We start from the raw sequence: 14,520 nt of genomic DNA, 5'->3' as shown, positions 1-14,520 counted from the left end.
CTTTTAGTCTAGTTGGCGGCCAGCGGTTGAGGGCGAAATCGGTATATTTCAGCGTGGAGAGAGACATGATTTTACTGGACGGCAAGGAAACGGCCAAGACCATACGGGCCGAGATCCGGGAAGAGGTGGATGAACTGGAGGCCAAGTACGGGCGCGCGCCCGGTCTGGCCGTTGTGCTGGTGGGCGAGGACCCGGCCAGCCAGGTCTACGTGCGAAACAAGGAGCGCGCCTGCGAGGACTGCGGCATCCGGTCCGTCCCGCACCGTCTGGCCTCCGCCACCCAGCACGAGCTGGAGGGGTTGATTCAGGAGCTGAACCGCGACGTGAGCGTGGACGGTATCCTGGTCCAGCTGCCCCTGCCCAAGGGGTTGGACTCACAGAAAATTTTGGACCTGATCGATCCTGACAAGGACGTGGACGGATTCCACCCGGTCAACGTGGGCAAGATGAGCCTCGGCCTGCCCGGCTTCAAGCCGTGCACCCCGGCGGGCGTCATCAACCTGCTCAAGCGGTACGACCTCGACCCCGCCTGCAAGAAGGCCGTGGTCATCGGGCGCTCCAATATCGTGGGCAAGCCCCTGGCAATGATGCTCTCCCAGTCCGGCCCGTGCGCCAACGCCACGGTCACCCTGTGCCACTCCCGCACCCAGGACCTCAAGGCCGAGTGCCTGGAGGCGGATTTCGTCTTCGCCGCCGTGGGCGTGCCCAACTTCGTCACCGCCGACATGGTCAAGGAAGGCGCGGTGGTCGTGGACGTCGGCATCAACCGGACCGACGAAGGTCTGGCCGGCGATTGCGACTTCGAGGGGCTCAAGGACAAGGTCCACGCCATCACCCCGGTGCCCGGCGGCGTCGGCCCCATGACAATAGCGCAGCTCATGGTCAACACCCTGGAGGCCTTCAAGCTCCACGTGGGCGCATAGCCCTTCGGCAACAAGCAAAACAGCGGCCCGGACACCCTTGCGGTTCCGGGCTGCTTTTTTTGGGCAGCCGCATTGTTGCCGGATCTTCACTTCCCGGCCCGAAACCAGGCTACGGCCGGAGCCCCTCCCCGGACTAACGCCCTTGCCAAAGCCGGTTGAGTGTGGTTTCACTGGAGATGCTATGAAAACATGTATATTCCTGCCCCCTGTGAAGAGGCCTACCGGCGGTGTCACGGTCCTTCGTCAGATGGCCGACATCCTGTATCAGGACGGGCGCGATGCCTGTCTGGTGGTCCGCGATGCCACAGGCTGGACGCCCGAAGGTCTGGTCGATGCCGCTCCGGTTATCCCCTGGGGAGACCTGAAGCTCTCCAGAGAGGACCTCTGGCTCGTGCCGGAGGGATGGGTCAACGCCCTGACTCCGGGGCTGGAGGCGCGCGCCACCTGCATCAGCTATGTCCAGAACTGGGCCTACCTCTTTTCCTCCCTGCCTTCGGGGGTGGACTGGCACAACCTGCCCGTGGAGTTCCTGGCCGTGTCCGACCCGGTCTCCTATTTCATCAAGAACACCACCTGCAAGGACGCTCCGGTGCTGCGGCCCGGCATAGACCCGGCCATCTTCTATCCTCCCGAGTCCAAGCCGTCCGGCAGGGTCACCGTTGCCTACATGCCGCGCAAGAACAAGGCCGCCTCTGTTCAGGTGAAGGCCATCTTCGACCACATGTGCGGCGGGACGGGCATGGATGACATCCGTTGGCTGGAAATCGACGGCATGGATGCCCATGGCGTGGCCGATGCTCTGCGCAGCGCCCACATCTTCCTGGCAACAGGCTACCCCGAAGGGTGCCCGCTGCCCCCCCTGGAGGCCATGGCCTGTGGCTGCCTGCCCGTGGGATTCACCGGCTTCGGCGGCTGGGATTACATGAGGCAGGTTCAGGAAGCCCCTCGGTTCACCCCGTGGTGGCCCCTGCGTGAGGTGGACTGGCCGGGCAACGGCTTCTGGTGCGCCGACGGCGACGTGCTCGATGCGGCCCTGTGCCTCAAGGACGCCGTGGCGATGATCCGCGAGGGCGGCCTTTACCTTGACGCCGCGCTCCTGGCCGGACAGGATACCGCCGCCGCATACTCCACCGAAGAGCAGCGCCGGGCTGTCCTCCGATTGTGGGACGCCCTGTGAGCCGATAACCTTTTCACGCCATCCGACATGTCACGAAAGAAAGCCCGCCAGGAACCCGAATCCCTGGAACTGCCCCTGTGCGGGGTGGATTCCCATGCCCACCTAGACCTCGAGGACTTTGACGAGGACCGCGAGTCCATCCTTGCCCGCGCCATGGCCTGCGGCGTCAGTCATATCATCAACGTCTTTCTCGGGCCCGACGCCTTTGAGCGGAACAAGGGACTCTTCGACAACCACCCGCAGGTCTCCTTCCTGCTCGGCGTCCACCCCAACGACGCGGACAAGCTCACCGAAGAGGCGCTCGGCCGCATGCGGGAGCACCTGAAACTCTACCCCCGCATCAAGGGCGTGGGCGAGATCGGCCTGGACTACTACTGGGAGCGGGTGGATCATGACGTCCAGAAACAGGCCTTCATCCGCCAGCTCGATCTGGCACGCGAGTTCTCCCTGCCGGTCATCATCCATTCACGCGACGCCAACGAGGATTGCGTTGCCATCCTGGAGGAGCAGGGCTTCAAGGGATATCCAGTTCTCTGGCACTGCTTCGGCGCGGGGCTTGAGCTGGCCAAGACCCTGGTTGACAACGGGTGGCACATTTCCGTGCCCGGCCCGGTATCCTTCCGCAAGACAGACGATCTCCAGGCCGCCGTGGCCCGCATCCCCTTTGACAGGCTGCTCATAGAGACCGACTGCCCCTACCTCGCGCCCGAACCCTGGCGCGGCAAGCGCAACCATCCCGCCCTCGTGGGCTTCACGGCCAGACGCATAGCCCAGATCAAGGGCCGCCCCCTGGAAGACCTCTGGCAGATAACCGGCGACAACGCCCGGCGCTTTTTCGGGCTATAGAAGCCGGAGGGGGCCCTTCGCCTCGCAATTCCATTGCTGTTCTTTCTGAGAGTTGATGCTTTTATCCAGGCCGTCTTGACTCGATTGTCCTTTTCTCCTAAACATACCATAAAGTATGGTATGTTTAGGAGGTGGAAATGGAACACGAAGGAAAACGCAAACGCCGTTCCCGGGAGGACCTGCTCAAGGCAGGGCTGAACATCCTGGCCCGCCACGGGGAAGGAGCCCTGACCATTGAATCGCTGTGCAAGCGGTTGAATGTGACCAAGGGGTCGTTCTACCACCATTTCGGTTCGAAGGACGACTTCAGGCGGCATCTGCTCGACTACTGGGCCCGGGAGCACACCTGGCGGTTCATCGAGTTTTGTGATCGGGAGGACTCCGCAGAGGAACGGTATCGCAATCTGGACGCGGTTTCCCAGGAAACCGACGATGACGTGGAAGTCGCTGTACGCACCTGGGCGCAGCGCGACCCGCAGGCCCGGGAGTACCAGGAACGTATCGATCGCATGCGTATTGAATATCTGGAAAAGCTTTACTCGGAGATGCTCGGGGGATCGGAGCGGGCCTCGGTTTTCGCCCTGCTCGAGTACGCCGCCTTCGTCGGTTCGCGGCAGATCATGCCCGGGCTGGACAAGGCCCGCATACGCGAGTTGCTCGGTTTGTGGACTGAAATGTTGAAACCCTACCTCAAGGAGGGGCGTGATGAGACTGCTTAAGGGATGTATCTGGTTTCTGGTGTTCGCCGCAGTCCTGCACACGGCCGTGGGACTGGCGATCTATGGAGACGCCCTCCACGGACTGCTAGTCGGAGGCGTGGGGCCTGCGGAGGCGCCCCGGTTCGACCGGCTCGCTGCATTGTGGTTCATGTTCAGCGGGTTGCTCATGTTCGCCATCGCGGGCCTCTCGCTGTGGGTTATCCGCAAGACCGGAGCCCTGCCGATCTTTCTCGGCATCGCCTTTCTCGCCTTTGCCCTGGTGGGCGGCCTCGTGCTTCCGGTTTCCGGTTTCTGGCTGTTCATTCCGCCCGGACTGGGTATCGTCGCGCACGCCTTGAAGGGCGCGCGACCGGGGCCTCGGGCCGAGTTGGGCTAGCCTTCGCAGCTGCCGCCGGACTTCCTTCGGGCGGCTATTCCGGCATTCTCAGCATGGCGATGAATCCCTGAGACTGGTGGCCGTGCATGGTTTCGAACACGGCCTCTTCGAAGGCGAGGGTCTCGAAATCGAAGAACAGGGCTTCCATATGGTTGCGGTCGTGATGACGCATGACGCCGCCGTCGGAGGTCTCGAAGATGCCGTAGATGCTGTGCTTTTCCTGGCCGATCCTGTATCGGTCCAGGTTGCGCTTGTCGCGGTTGAGCAGGAAGTCGGTGACGTAGAGATAGCCCCCCGGGCGCAGGACGCGCTTGAGCTCAATGAGCGCCTGGGCCTGCTTGCGGGTTTCGATTATGCAGGTGAACACCCCGAGCATCAGGGCCGCGTCAAAGGCGTTGGCTTCATAGGGGAGGGGACCCCCCTCGTAGGCGGTCATGTTCAGGTCGGGATTGTCCGCAAGCCCGCGCCGGACCAGGGGCTCGGAAAAGTCGATGCCCGTGAGGTCGGTGAAGCCGCTGTCGCGTAACTGGACCAGGGATCGGCCATAGCCGCAGCCGAAATCGAGGATCCGGGCGTCCCTGGGAACATGGGCTGAGAAAAGATCGATATTGAACGGAGTGGTGAACGTTTTGTCCGGGCCTTTCTCCGTCCAGTAAGTTCGTTGACCTTCTATGACGATACCTCCGAACGTCTGGAGTTTGGATTACGAGTACAGATTTACTGCACCTTGACGGCGGGGGCAAGCCAAACCGGCAGGAAAAATCCTGTTGCCGGTCCGGCCTCCCTACAGCTGCAGCCGAACGTTGTAGAGGTTGCGCCCGCGCTGGACCTGCATGAGCACGGTCTGCTGCATGCGATTGCGCAGGAAGGCGTTGAGCAGGTCGATGCCTGAGCCAAGGCGGCGATTGCCGATCCGGTGGATGATATCGCCCTGCTCGAGGCCGAGGCGCTCGGCTGGCCCGCCGGACACGACCATGGTCACCTCGGCGCCGGGGCCCTGACTGCGGTCTGCCAGCTCGAAGCCCCAGCGGGTGCGCACCAGTTCCAGAGCCTTGGCCTTGTCGAGGGCCTGGGGGGCGAGGGTTACGGTGCGCCTGTCGCCCTCATGCAGGACGGTCAGCCGGACTTCCTCGTTCTGGGTCATTCCGAAGAGTTTGTTAAGGTACTCCTGCTTATTATGGATTCTTGCATCATTGAAGGCGAGGATCACGTCGCCGGGCCGGATGTCCTCGTTCGCCGCAGGTGTGCCGGGATAGGTCTGGGCCACGAGCATGCCGTTGAGATCCTTGAGGTCGAAATAGCGCGCCGTGCCCTGGTTCAGGTCCTGTCCGAAGAGACCGAGCCAGATGGGGGCCACGTGGCCGGTGTCGAGCAGCTCGCTGATCACCACCTTGGCCTTGTTCACCGGGATGGCGAAGCCGATGCCCTCGGCCCGTGCCTGAATGGCGGTGTTGATGCCGATCAGTTCACCGTTGATGTTCAGCAGCGGGCCGCCCGAGTTGCCGGGGTTGATGGCCGCGTCGGTCTGGATGAAGGAGCCGTAGGAACCGTTGCTGGTCTGCATGGGCCGGTTCAGGGCGGAGACCACGCCGGTGGTCACGGTATGCGAGTAGCCGAAGGGGTTGCCGATGGCGATGACGGTCTCCCCGATGTAGATGCCGTCGGAGTCGCCCATGGCGACCTGGGGCAGGTCGTGGGCGTCCTTGAGCTTGAGCACGGCCAGGTCGAAGTCGGTGTCCGAGCCCACCAGCTCTGCCTGGAACTCGCGGCTGTCCTTGAGGCGGACGGTGATGGCCGCGCCGCCCGCGACCACGTGGGCGTTGGTCAGGACCAGAGCCTTGTGCCCGTCGATGATCACGCCGGAGCCCAGGGAACGGGACTGGCGGGGACGACCGCCCTGGAAATGCTTGAAGAACTGGTCGAAGAACGGGTCGCCGAAGGGCGAGACCGCGCCTGCCTGGGTCTGTTTGACCACCGTGATGTTGACGACCGAAGGCGAGACGGACTCTACGGCGCGGACCACTGGGGTCCGCCGGTCGGCGGCGTGGCCCGGAGCGGCCAGGAGCAGACAGAGCGCCAGGGAGAGGACGAGGGTGAGCGAGGTGGTGTGGCGTTTCATCGGTTGTTTCCTTGGGCCATGGCGCGCAGCCTGGCAATGCGGTCTTCGATGGGCGGATGAGTGGCAAAGAGCGAGGCCGGACCGCGTCCGCTGAACGGGGCGACGATGAACATGTTTTCCGTGGCCGGGCTGCCCTGCATGGGGACCTGGCGGGAGGCGGAGTCGAGCTTGCCCAGGGCACTGGCCAGGAAGAGCGGGTTGCGCGAGAGGCGCGCGCCGGTCTCGTCGGCCAGGTACTCGCGGGAGCGGGAGATGGCCATCTGGATGAGCCCGGCCGCGATGGGCGCGAGAAAGGCCATGGCCAGGGCGGCCAGGGGGTTGCCGTCATCGTCGTCTCCGCCCAGGCCGAAGATGGCCGTGAACTGGAGCATGTTGGCTATGAAGACGATGGCTCCGCCCATGACCGCGGCAATGGTCTGGATGAGGATGTCGCGGTTGGCGATATGACCCAGTTCGTGGGCCAGGACGCCTTTGAGTTCGTCGGGGTTGAGGATGTTGACGATGCCTCGGGTGACGGCCACCACGGCGTTCTGCGGGTTGCGGCCCGTGGCAAAGGCGTTGGGAGCATCCTGGGGGATGAGCACGATGCGCGGCTTGGGAATGCCTGCTGCGGCGGCCATCTCCTCCACCACGCGGTGGATGTGCGGCGCGTCGCCCGGAGACAGGGGGCGAGCCTTGTACATCTTGAGGACGATCTTGTCCGAATACCAATAGCTGCCCACGTTCATGAGCATGGCGAAACCGAAGGCCAGGACGAGTCCGGCCCTGCCGCCCATGAACCCGCCGATAAGCATCAACAGGCCGGTGAGCAGGGAAAGCAGCAAGACGGTTTTTATCTGACTGGTCATGTTGGGAATTCCTCCGAAAATTGATTGCTCGCTAAAGATAGGAATTCGAGCGGCCAGGTCAAGTGTGCGCCGAAATATGCACGTCCTCCCGAGGGAGGCGTCAAGGCTGTTTTGGGAGGGGAATCAGTACCGCTTGAGAATCCTGTCGAAGGTGCCGTCCTTGACCATGCCCTTCATGACGTTGCCGAACCGTTTAGCCAGCTCGGCGGTCTTGGGGCCTCGAATTTTGGAGAACATGACGTATAGCGGTTGGCTCCCCAGGACGTAGGCGATGCGGATATCCTTTTCCCGGTTCAGCTTGAGGGCCAGGTAGCGGAAAACCGCCTTGTTGCCGACGGCCACGTCCACGCGGTTTTCCAGGAGCATGCGCAACAGGTGTTCGCTTGACTGTGCCTCGACCTTGTTGAGGCCTGTCATGGAGTCGAAAGGGTCGCCGTAGACATAGGCACTGACCACCCCGACCCGCAGGTCCCGGATGTCTTCTAGGGAGTGCACGTTCGCGTTCAGGCCGGCGCGGCAGGCTATGACGTTGGTTTCCATGGCCAGGGGAGCGGGGAAAAGGGCGAATTTTTCGCGTTCGGGGGTTTTGAATCCGGAGGAAAGCGCCAGGATTTCGCCTGCCTGCAATTGGTAGATGGCCCGTTTCCAGGGGCGCGGCTCGAAATAGGGCGTGACCCCCATGCGTCTGAAGGCTTCTCGGATGAGGTCCAGGTTGATGCCCTTGACCTCTCCGTCCTCAACGTACTCGTAGGGAGGGTAATCTTCGAACACGATGGGCAGGGTGGCGTCTTCAGCCGTGGCTGCTCGAAGCGGCAATACGGCGAAGAGTGCCGCCAGGAAAAAGTATCGCAGTAGCTTCATGCGGGCATCCTACTCATCGGAGTGTCGGGCGCAATGATTATTTGTCCCCCTGGAAACAACCGGTCCAAAAATGGATTTACCATTGCGCCAAAGTTGAAATGGGGATAACAATGTTTTGTAATCTCGGAATATTGCTCTTTGTGAGGGAAATAATGAAAACATGTGTTGATGAGAATAGCCAACCCAAGGATACCACCATCCCGGTGGTGGGTGAGGCCAAGATCAAGAACCCCATCAAGTTCGGAAGATTCGTCGTGGAGGACGACGCGGTACTTGTGAACATTTCCAAGCGGTATATGGACAAGAGTGCGAAATCGCGGAAGAAGGTGGTACACCAGTATTTCGAATCCGCCGGGCCGAGGGGAAAGGTCTATTTCGACACCAGCAAGACCAAGTGCGCCGTGGTCACCTGCGGCGGCCTCTGCCCGGGCCTCAACGACGTCATCCGCGCCGTGGTCATGACCGCCTACCACCAGTACAACGTGCCGTCCGTGCTCGGCATTCAGTACGGCCTGGCAGGGTTCATCCCGGAGTACGGCTACGACGTCATCGAGCTGACCCCGGACTACGTCAGCCGCATTCACGAGTTCGGGGGCACCATCCTCGGTTCCTCGCGCGGCCCGCAGGACCCCGAGGACATAGTGGACGCCCTGGAGCGTATGAACGTCTCCATCCTGTTCATGATCGGCGGTGACGGGACCATGCGCGCGGCGAGCAAGGTGGTGGCCGAGATTTCCCGGCGCGGGCTGGCCATCTCGGTGGTGGGGCTGCCCAAGACCATCGACAACGACATCAATTTCGCTTCGCCGTCCTTTGGCTTCGACACCGCCGTCGAGACAGCCACCACGGCCATTCGCGGGGCGCACGTGGAGGCCACGGGCGCGCCATGGGGCATTGGCCTGGTCAAGGTCATGGGCCGCCATGCGGGGTACATCGCAGCCCAGTCCGCGCTCTCCTGCCAGGAAGTCAATTTCGTGCTCATTCCCGAAGACCCCTTCGACATCGACGGGGAGAACGGGTTCCTCGCAGCCTTGGAGAGGCGCATGCATGAAAGAGGCAACTCGGTCATCGTGGTGGCCGAAGGCGCGGGACAGGAGCACCTGGAGGGCTCGGGCAAGACCGACGCCTCCGGCAACGTCAAGCTGGGGGATTTCGCTCTGCTGCTTAAGGAAAGAATCATCCAGTATTTCAAGGAGAAGGGCGTCGATCCGACCCTCAAATACATCGACCCGAGCTACATCATCCGTTCGGTTCCGGCCAATGCCAACGACCGCATCTACTGCTCCTTTCTCGGAATCAACGCCGTGCATGCGGGCATGTCGGGCCGCACCGGACTGGTCATCTCGCGCTGGAACGGCCGCTATGTGCATATCCCCATGGAGGAGGTCACCCGGTGCAAAAAGCGTATCTCAACCTGTTCCAACTACTGGCGGGCGGTGCTCGAATCCACTGGCCAGCCCATCAGCATGAGGAATGATAAAAGCTAAACAGGAATGATAATTGTTCTTGCCTTCTTGAAATCGTTCATGTAATTTGCTCGGACTGTTGAGTATTTTTTTAATTTGGCAGATGCAATAAGGGTATATCCGCAAGGGGGTTTGTATGGATGTATTGATGCTTTCCCGGCTGCAATTCGCGGCAGCCACCATGTTTCACTTCATTTTCGTCCCGTTGACGCTCGGGCTCTCCATTCTCATCGCGTGCATGGAGACGGCGTACGCGCGCACCGGCAACGAGATTTGGCAGAAAATGGCCAAATTCTGGGGCAAGATCTTTCTGGTCAACTTCGCATTGGGCGTGGTGACCGGTATCACCCTGGAATTCCAGTTCGGCACCAACTGGTCCCGCTATTCCATGTTCGTGGGCGACATCTTCGGTTCGCTGCTGGCCATCGAGGCCACGGCGGCCTTTTTCCTGGAGTCCACCTTCATCGGCGTCTGGCACTTCGGTTGGGAAAAACTTTCTCCCAAGGCGCACGCCATCGTGGCCTGGCTGGTGGCGGGAGCCTCCAACCTGTCGGCCATCTGGATTCTCATCGCCAACGGGTTCATGCAGGACCCGACCGGCTACGTGCTGCGCAACGGCCGCGCCGAACTGACCGACTTCGTGGCGGTCATCACCAACAAGTGGGCCTGGCTCGAGTTCTTCCACGTCGTGCCTGCGGCCATCCTGGTGGCCTCGTTCCTGATCATGGGCATTTCCGCCTGGCACCTCATCCGCAAGAGCGAGACCGCCTTCTTCCAGAAGTCTTTCAACCTGGCCGTTTCCGTGGCGGTCATCTTCTCCGTCTTCGTGGCGGCGGAAGGGCACATCCACGGCAACAACATGTCCCTGAAGCAGCCCGCCAAGCTGGCGGCCATGGAGTCCCACTGGGAGACCCAGAAGTCCGCACCCATGTATCTGCTTCTCGTGCCCGGTTCCGAGGGCAACCTGATCGAGGCCCTGCCCATTCCCGGCGCCTTGAGCTTCCTGGCCTACAATGATTTCAACGCCGAGGTGAAGGGCTTGAACGACTTCCCCAAGGAAGACCGTCCTCCCGTGCTCATCACCTTTGCCGCCTTCCGCATCATGGTCGGCCTGGGCACAATCATGCCGCTCATCGCCCTGTTCGGCTGGGTCATGCGCAACCGGCTTGATAAGTATCCCTGGTATCTGAAAATGCTGCCTTTCTGTATCCCGATCCCCTATATCGCCATGCAGGCGGGGTGGGTGCTCGCCGAGGTGGGCCGCCAACCGTGGATCGTCTACGGGCTGATGCGCACTTCCGACGCCGTCTCCCCGATCACCACCGGTCAGGTGAGCTTCACCCTGCTGTTCATGTGCGCGCTCTACGCACTGCTCGGCGCCGTCGGCATCTGGCTGATGATCAAGCTGGCCAAGAAGGGCCCCGAAGACAACACCCCCATCCAGGTCTAGCCTGAGATACTGATAAAAAAGGAGATCTGACGATGGTTGACATCATGGAAATAGGTACCTGGCACTACTATCTGGCTATGATCTGGTTCGTCCTGTGGGGCGTCCTGTGGGCCGTCTACTTCATCCTGGACGGTTTCGATCTCGGGGTGGGCACGCTGTTGCCCTTCCTGGCCAAGGATGAATCCGAAAAACGCGCCATGCTCAACTCCACCGGCCCCTTCTGGGACGGCAACGAAGTGTGGCTCATCTCGGCGGGCGGCGTCACCTTTGCCGCCTTCCCCTATGCGTACGCCCAGATGTTCTCCGGGCTGTACACCGCGCTCATGCTCCTGCTCTTCGCGCTCATCGTGCGCGGGGTGTCCTTCGAGTTCCGCTCCAAGGTCGAGAGCGAGACGTGGAAAAAGATATGGGATACGGCCCACTTCCTGGGCTCCTTTCTGCCAGCCCTGTTGCTTGGGGTGGCCTTCGGCAACATCTTCCAGGGGCTGCCCCTGGATGAGACGGGCTTCAGCCAGGCCGGGCTCTTCGGCCTCCTGAATCCCTACGGCCTGGCCGGCGGCGTCCTGTTCGTGGTCATCTTCCTGATGCACGGTGCTCTCTGGCTGACCATCCGCGCCACCGGAGCCCTGCACGCCAGGGCCCTGACCACGGCGCGCGTGACCTGGCCCCTGCTGGTGGTGCTGACCGTGCTCTTCCTGGCCTACACCGCCTTCGCCACCAATCTGTTCAGCAACTACTTCCTCTACCCGGTGCTTCTGGTCATTCTGGCCCTGCCCGTGGGTGGCCTGGTGCTCATGCGCACCTACCTGGGAAGCGGTCAGTACTGGATGTCCTGGGCGGCCTCCTGCGTGTACATCGCGGGCACGGCCCTGTTCGGCGTGGTCGGCATCTTCCCGGCCATCATCCCGTCCAACCCCAACCCGGCAAACTCGCTGACGATCATGAACTCCGCGTCCAGCCAGCTGACCCTGCAGATCATGCTCGGCGTGGCCCTGGTCTTCGTGCCCATCGTCATCGCCTACCAGTTCTGGGTCTACAAGAAGTTCGCCACGCCCATGGCGGAAGGCGACATCCACTACTAGGCGGACCCGACGCCGAAACAACGCCCCGGATCGCAGAGCGGTCCGGGGCTTTTCATTTGGGAAAGAGGTGAGCGGGGCAGGAGATCGTTCGCCTGCAAGATCTAGGCAGGCTCAGCGCTTTATCAGCGACCAGAAATAGCGTTGCGTCCCGGCGGCGGGGTAGGCGGCCACGTCGCCCAGTTCCCAGCCCTCGGGCAGGGCTGTTTCCTCGGGCGGAGGCTCGTTGGCCAGGATGATAATGACGCCGCCCTCGCGCAGCATGGAGCGGGTGAAGTCGAGGAGCTTTTCCCAGGGCATGAAGGCTCGGCTCAGGATCACGTCCGCAGTGGCGTGGTGCCCTGCTTCGGCGAGGCGGTCCAGAGCGTCCTCGGCCTTGCCGTGGAAGACGTGCGTGGCTGGCAGCTTCATCCTGCCAAGCACCGAACGCATGAACAGGGCGCGCTTTTCGCGGACCTCCACCAGCCAGTAATCGCCATTGCTCCAGAGCGTCCGCAGGGGAATGCCGGGCAGGCCCGCTCCGGCTCCGAGGTCCAGGGTCAGTGGCTTGTCCGGCAGCCGCATTCCGCCCAGGAAATCGGCCAGGAACAGCGAATCGACCACCAGGCTGTCGAAGACCTCGCGCCAGTCCGCCTTGCCGACCAGGTTCATCTTGCGGTTCCACTTGACGAGCTGGTCCAGGTAGGCGGCCAGGCTCTCGGCCTGATCCGGCGTGACGCGCCTGCCGAGTCGCTCGGCGGCCTTCAGGATCTCGGGCTGGGTGGGGTTCGTGTGTGCCATGCCCATGGGATAAAGCCTTTCCCGGCAACAATCCAGCAAATCGTGAAGAGGTGGCCAGAGGTCCGAAACAAGACGAGCCCCTTGCGGGGCTTGTCCTGGTAGAGGAGGTCAGGATGCCGATAGAAGGGCTCGGCGAGTGTGACGGACGTTGTTGATGGCTGTTTGAACGTCTTGAATACTTTCTAGCTCCATTCGCGCGGGCCGTCGTTGATCTACATCAAGTATTGCGATTCTTTTTCGCTTCTCAGATTCCCTTGATGGCGACCAGGGTGAGGTCGTCTTCAAGGACGGCGTTTCGCGTGAATCCGGCCACCGCTTGCGACACGGCCCGGATGATGCCTTCGGCGTCCCGCTCCGCGTTTCCCCGAATCGTTTCCAGTAGTCGTTCCTGGCCGAACATCTCGCCGTCGGGGCTGTGAGCCTCGGGCACGCCGTCGGTGAGGATGAGCAGCACCTGGCCCGGCTTCGGATAGGGTAGGGAGAATTCATGGTAGTCCCAATCCTCCATTACGCCCAGGGGAATATCCACCCCTTTGAGCTGCGCGAAAAGGTCGCTGGCGGGGTCGTAGAGAAGGGCGGGCTGATGCCCTGCGTTGACCCAGGAGACCGTGCGCTCAAGGGGATTCAGCCCAAGGGCGAACAGGGTGATGAAGCGTCCGGTGCCGTCCAGGTCCCGTGACAGATGGATGTTGGCGGCGGCGATGTTTCGGGCTAGTCCGGCGTCCTGGTTCACGGATTGGCGCAGGGTGGCCCGGCCCGAGGCCATGAGCAGGGCCGCGCCGATGCCGTGCCCTGAAACATCGCCCACCAGCAGCGTGATGCGCGAGCACCCGTCGGGTTCGCAGTGGACGAAGTCGTAGAAATCGCCGCCCGTCTCGTCGGAAAAGGTGGCGGAGCCGGCGATGTCCAGTCCGGGCAGTTCCGGGGATTCGTCGGGCAGGAAGTTGCGTTGTACCTCCTGGGCGATGAGCAGTCCTTCGCGCATGCGGACTCCTTCGTGCAGGGCCGCGATCATGGTGTTGGTGTATCCGGCGATGACTCCCAGCTCGTCGCTGGTGGCCACCGGAACACGGCGGGAGAGGTCTCCCCGGCTGACCGCCTTCAGGACTCGGGTCTCGCTGTGGAAGAGAATCTTGAGGTTACGGGCGAAGGAAAAGACGAGGTTGATGGTCATCAGCAGGAGAAATCCCATGATGAACAGGATTTCCTGCAGCACGGACCGCCCCAGAGTGCCGATGGATTCCTGGTTAAGCCCCTGCGAGGCCAGCCAGTTGACGTCGCGGATGAGCACCAGCAGCAGGATGGCCGTGATGAGTCCCAGGATTACTGCGGTGACCAGGATAAAGCGTTTGGAAAGGGGCGTCAGTTCCTTTGGCGGAGAGAAGGGGCCGTGATGGTGGGCCAGGTGAATGACGTCGCGCTCTCGGGCCAGGGCCAGGTCCAGGGCCGCGAACAGCCCCACCGTGAACACGCCGAGGACCAGCTTCATGCCGCTCTGCAAAAGGGGGAAGTGATATCGCAGGAGCAGGATCAGCGCCATAACCAGTCCGGCGGCCAGATAGAGACCCAGGTCCAGACGGAATTGGAGGGCGGTCCGGCGGATGGGGGCGGCCCGGTCCACGTATCGCCGCTCCAGTGGCGACCGCAACGAAAGTGCCGCGGCCAGCGGAATCAGAATAATTATGCCCAACTCCCAGACCGGGAGGCTTACCAGAAGCGGTCAGACCTGGCCGCCGTAGACTGCGCCGCCTACAACGGCCACGAGCGCATAGGCCAGCACTCGCCACGGCGGCACTCCTCTTCTCCGAATTGTCTTCAATTTTTATCTCTCCCCTTTGCCAACGGCTGATTTCTCGTTTAATCATAAGACACCACG

General features: G+C 62.1%; 14 protein-coding genes. 8 read left to right on the top strand and 6 right to left on the bottom strand.

The genetic code is table 11. The features are described from left to right. The first annotated feature begins 65 nt into the window (after positions 1-65). The 5 genes from folD (at position 66) to GM415_RS02835 (ending at position 4,041) form a co-directional block, all read left to right on the top strand. On the top strand, positions 66-923 hold the full coding sequence (gene folD, locus GM415_RS02855; RefSeq protein WP_158946320.1) for a bifunctional methylenetetrahydrofolate dehydrogenase/methenyltetrahydrofolate cyclohydrolase FolD: 858 nt from the start codon (positions 66-68) through the stop codon (positions 921-923). Positions 924-1,104: 181 nt separating this feature from the next. Then, on the top strand, positions 1,105-2,100 hold the full coding sequence (locus GM415_RS02850; protein ID WP_158946318.1) for a glycosyltransferase family protein: 996 nt from the start codon (positions 1,105-1,107) through the stop codon (positions 2,098-2,100). Positions 2,101-2,127: 27 nt separating this feature from the next. Continuing rightward, positions 2,128-2,946, top strand: a complete 819-nt coding sequence (locus GM415_RS02845) for a TatD family hydrolase (protein ID WP_158946317.1) — start codon at positions 2,128-2,130, stop codon at positions 2,944-2,946. A gap of 137 nt (positions 2,947-3,083) precedes the next feature. Further along, the gene (locus GM415_RS02840) at positions 3,084-3,665 is read left to right on the top strand and encodes a TetR/AcrR family transcriptional regulator (RefSeq protein ID WP_158946315.1); all 582 of its coding nucleotides are present in this window, start codon (positions 3,084-3,086) and stop codon (positions 3,663-3,665) included. Beyond that, on the top strand, positions 3,652-4,041 hold the full coding sequence (locus GM415_RS02835; protein WP_158946314.1) for a DUF6463 family protein: 390 nt from the start codon (positions 3,652-3,654) through the stop codon (positions 4,039-4,041). The genes GM415_RS02840 and GM415_RS02835 overlap by 14 nt, the downstream gene beginning before the upstream one ends. 34 nt (positions 4,042-4,075) lie before the next feature. On the opposite strand, the gene GM415_RS02830 is transcribed toward GM415_RS02835, so the two are convergent. The 4 genes from GM415_RS02830 to GM415_RS02815 form a co-directional block, all read right to left on the bottom strand. Next, the gene (locus GM415_RS02830) at positions 4,076-4,648 is read right to left on the bottom strand and encodes a class I SAM-dependent methyltransferase (RefSeq protein WP_277872937.1); all 573 of its coding nucleotides are present in this window, start codon (positions 4,646-4,648) and stop codon (positions 4,076-4,078) included. Between the two features lie 177 nt (positions 4,649-4,825). Then, a complete protein-coding gene (locus GM415_RS02825) occupies positions 4,826-6,160 on the bottom strand; it encodes a trypsin-like peptidase domain-containing protein (protein WP_158946313.1) in 1,335 nt (444 codons plus the stop codon). Then, complete coding sequence (locus GM415_RS02820) at positions 6,157-7,008, bottom strand: zinc metalloprotease HtpX (RefSeq protein WP_158946311.1); 852 nt, start codon at positions 7,006-7,008, stop codon at positions 6,157-6,159. The genes GM415_RS02825 and GM415_RS02820 overlap by 4 nt, the downstream gene beginning before the upstream one ends. A 123-nt stretch (positions 7,009-7,131) precedes the next feature. Next, positions 7,132-7,869 carry a substrate-binding periplasmic protein gene (locus GM415_RS02815; RefSeq protein ID WP_158946310.1) on the bottom strand — a complete coding sequence of 246 codons (738 nt, stop codon included), beginning with the start codon at positions 7,867-7,869 and terminating at the stop codon, positions 7,132-7,134. 152 nt (positions 7,870-8,021) lie between these two features. Here GM415_RS02815 and GM415_RS02810 point away from each other — a divergent pair, with 152 nt between their 5' ends. From GM415_RS02810 to cydB, 3 genes are all read left to right on the top strand, one after another. Then, complete coding sequence (locus GM415_RS02810; RefSeq protein WP_158946309.1) at positions 8,022-9,356, top strand: ATP-dependent 6-phosphofructokinase; 1,335 nt, start codon at positions 8,022-8,024, stop codon at positions 9,354-9,356. Between the two features lie 115 nt (positions 9,357-9,471). Next, positions 9,472-10,785: a cytochrome ubiquinol oxidase subunit I gene (locus tag GM415_RS02805; protein WP_158946308.1), complete on the top strand. Its 1,314-nt coding sequence runs from the start codon at positions 9,472-9,474 to the stop codon at positions 10,783-10,785. Positions 10,786-10,817: 32 nt separating this feature from the next. Beyond that, on the top strand, positions 10,818-11,867 hold the full coding sequence (cydB, locus tag GM415_RS02800; protein WP_199244329.1) for a cytochrome d ubiquinol oxidase subunit II: 1,050 nt from the start codon (positions 10,818-10,820) through the stop codon (positions 11,865-11,867). Between the two features lie 111 nt (positions 11,868-11,978). Here the strand turns inward: cydB and GM415_RS02795 are convergent, their stop codons facing one another. Continuing rightward, the gene (locus tag GM415_RS02795) at positions 11,979-12,650 is read right to left on the bottom strand and encodes a 16S rRNA (guanine(527)-N(7))-methyltransferase RsmG (protein ID WP_242012328.1); all 672 of its coding nucleotides are present in this window, start codon (positions 12,648-12,650) and stop codon (positions 11,979-11,981) included. A gap of 238 nt (positions 12,651-12,888) precedes the next feature. Beyond that, on the bottom strand, positions 12,889-14,358 hold the full coding sequence (locus tag GM415_RS02790) for a PP2C family protein-serine/threonine phosphatase (RefSeq protein ID WP_158950725.1): 1,470 nt from the start codon (positions 14,356-14,358) through the stop codon (positions 12,889-12,891). Positions 14,359-14,520 lie beyond the last annotated feature (162 nt).

Origin of the sequence: Pseudodesulfovibrio cashew (assembly GCF_009762795.1) — a bacterium.
GTDB lineage: Bacteria > Desulfobacterota > Desulfovibrionia > Desulfovibrionales > Desulfovibrionaceae > Pseudodesulfovibrio > Pseudodesulfovibrio cashew.
This window is presented reverse-complemented; position numbering and strand designations above follow the sequence as displayed.

What these genes read in the sequence shown, in the direction of transcription:
- folD (WP_158946320.1), top strand. Translation starts at nt 66, where the DNA reads ATGATTTTACTGGACGGCAAGGAAACGGCCAAGACCATACGGGCCGAG.
- GM415_RS02850 (WP_158946318.1), top strand. Translation starts at nt 1,105, where the DNA reads ATGAAAACATGTATATTCCTGCCCCCTGTGAAGAGGCCTACCGGCGGT.
- GM415_RS02845 (WP_158946317.1), top strand. Translation starts at nt 2,128, where the DNA reads ATGTCACGAAAGAAAGCCCGCCAGGAACCCGAATCCCTGGAACTGCCC.
- GM415_RS02840 (WP_158946315.1), top strand. Translation starts at nt 3,084, where the DNA reads ATGGAACACGAAGGAAAACGCAAACGCCGTTCCCGGGAGGACCTGCTC.
- GM415_RS02835 (WP_158946314.1), top strand. Translation starts at nt 3,652, where the DNA reads ATGAGACTGCTTAAGGGATGTATCTGGTTTCTGGTGTTCGCCGCAGTC.
- GM415_RS02825 (WP_158946313.1), bottom strand. Translation starts at nt 6,160, where the DNA reads ATGAAACGCCACACCACCTCGCTCACCCTCGTCCTCTCCCTGGCGCTC.
- GM415_RS02820 (WP_158946311.1), bottom strand. Translation starts at nt 7,008, where the DNA reads ATGACCAGTCAGATAAAAACCGTCTTGCTGCTTTCCCTGCTCACCGGC.
- GM415_RS02815 (WP_158946310.1), bottom strand. Translation starts at nt 7,869, where the DNA reads ATGAAGCTACTGCGATACTTTTTCCTGGCGGCACTCTTCGCCGTATTG.
- GM415_RS02810 (WP_158946309.1), top strand. Translation starts at nt 8,022, where the DNA reads ATGAAAACATGTGTTGATGAGAATAGCCAACCCAAGGATACCACCATC.
- GM415_RS02805 (WP_158946308.1), top strand. Translation starts at nt 9,472, where the DNA reads ATGGATGTATTGATGCTTTCCCGGCTGCAATTCGCGGCAGCCACCATG.
- cydB (WP_199244329.1), top strand. Translation starts at nt 10,818, where the DNA reads ATGGTTGACATCATGGAAATAGGTACCTGGCACTACTATCTGGCTATG.
- GM415_RS02795 (WP_242012328.1), bottom strand. Translation starts at nt 12,650, where the DNA reads ATGGGCATGGCACACACGAACCCCACCCAGCCCGAGATCCTGAAGGCC.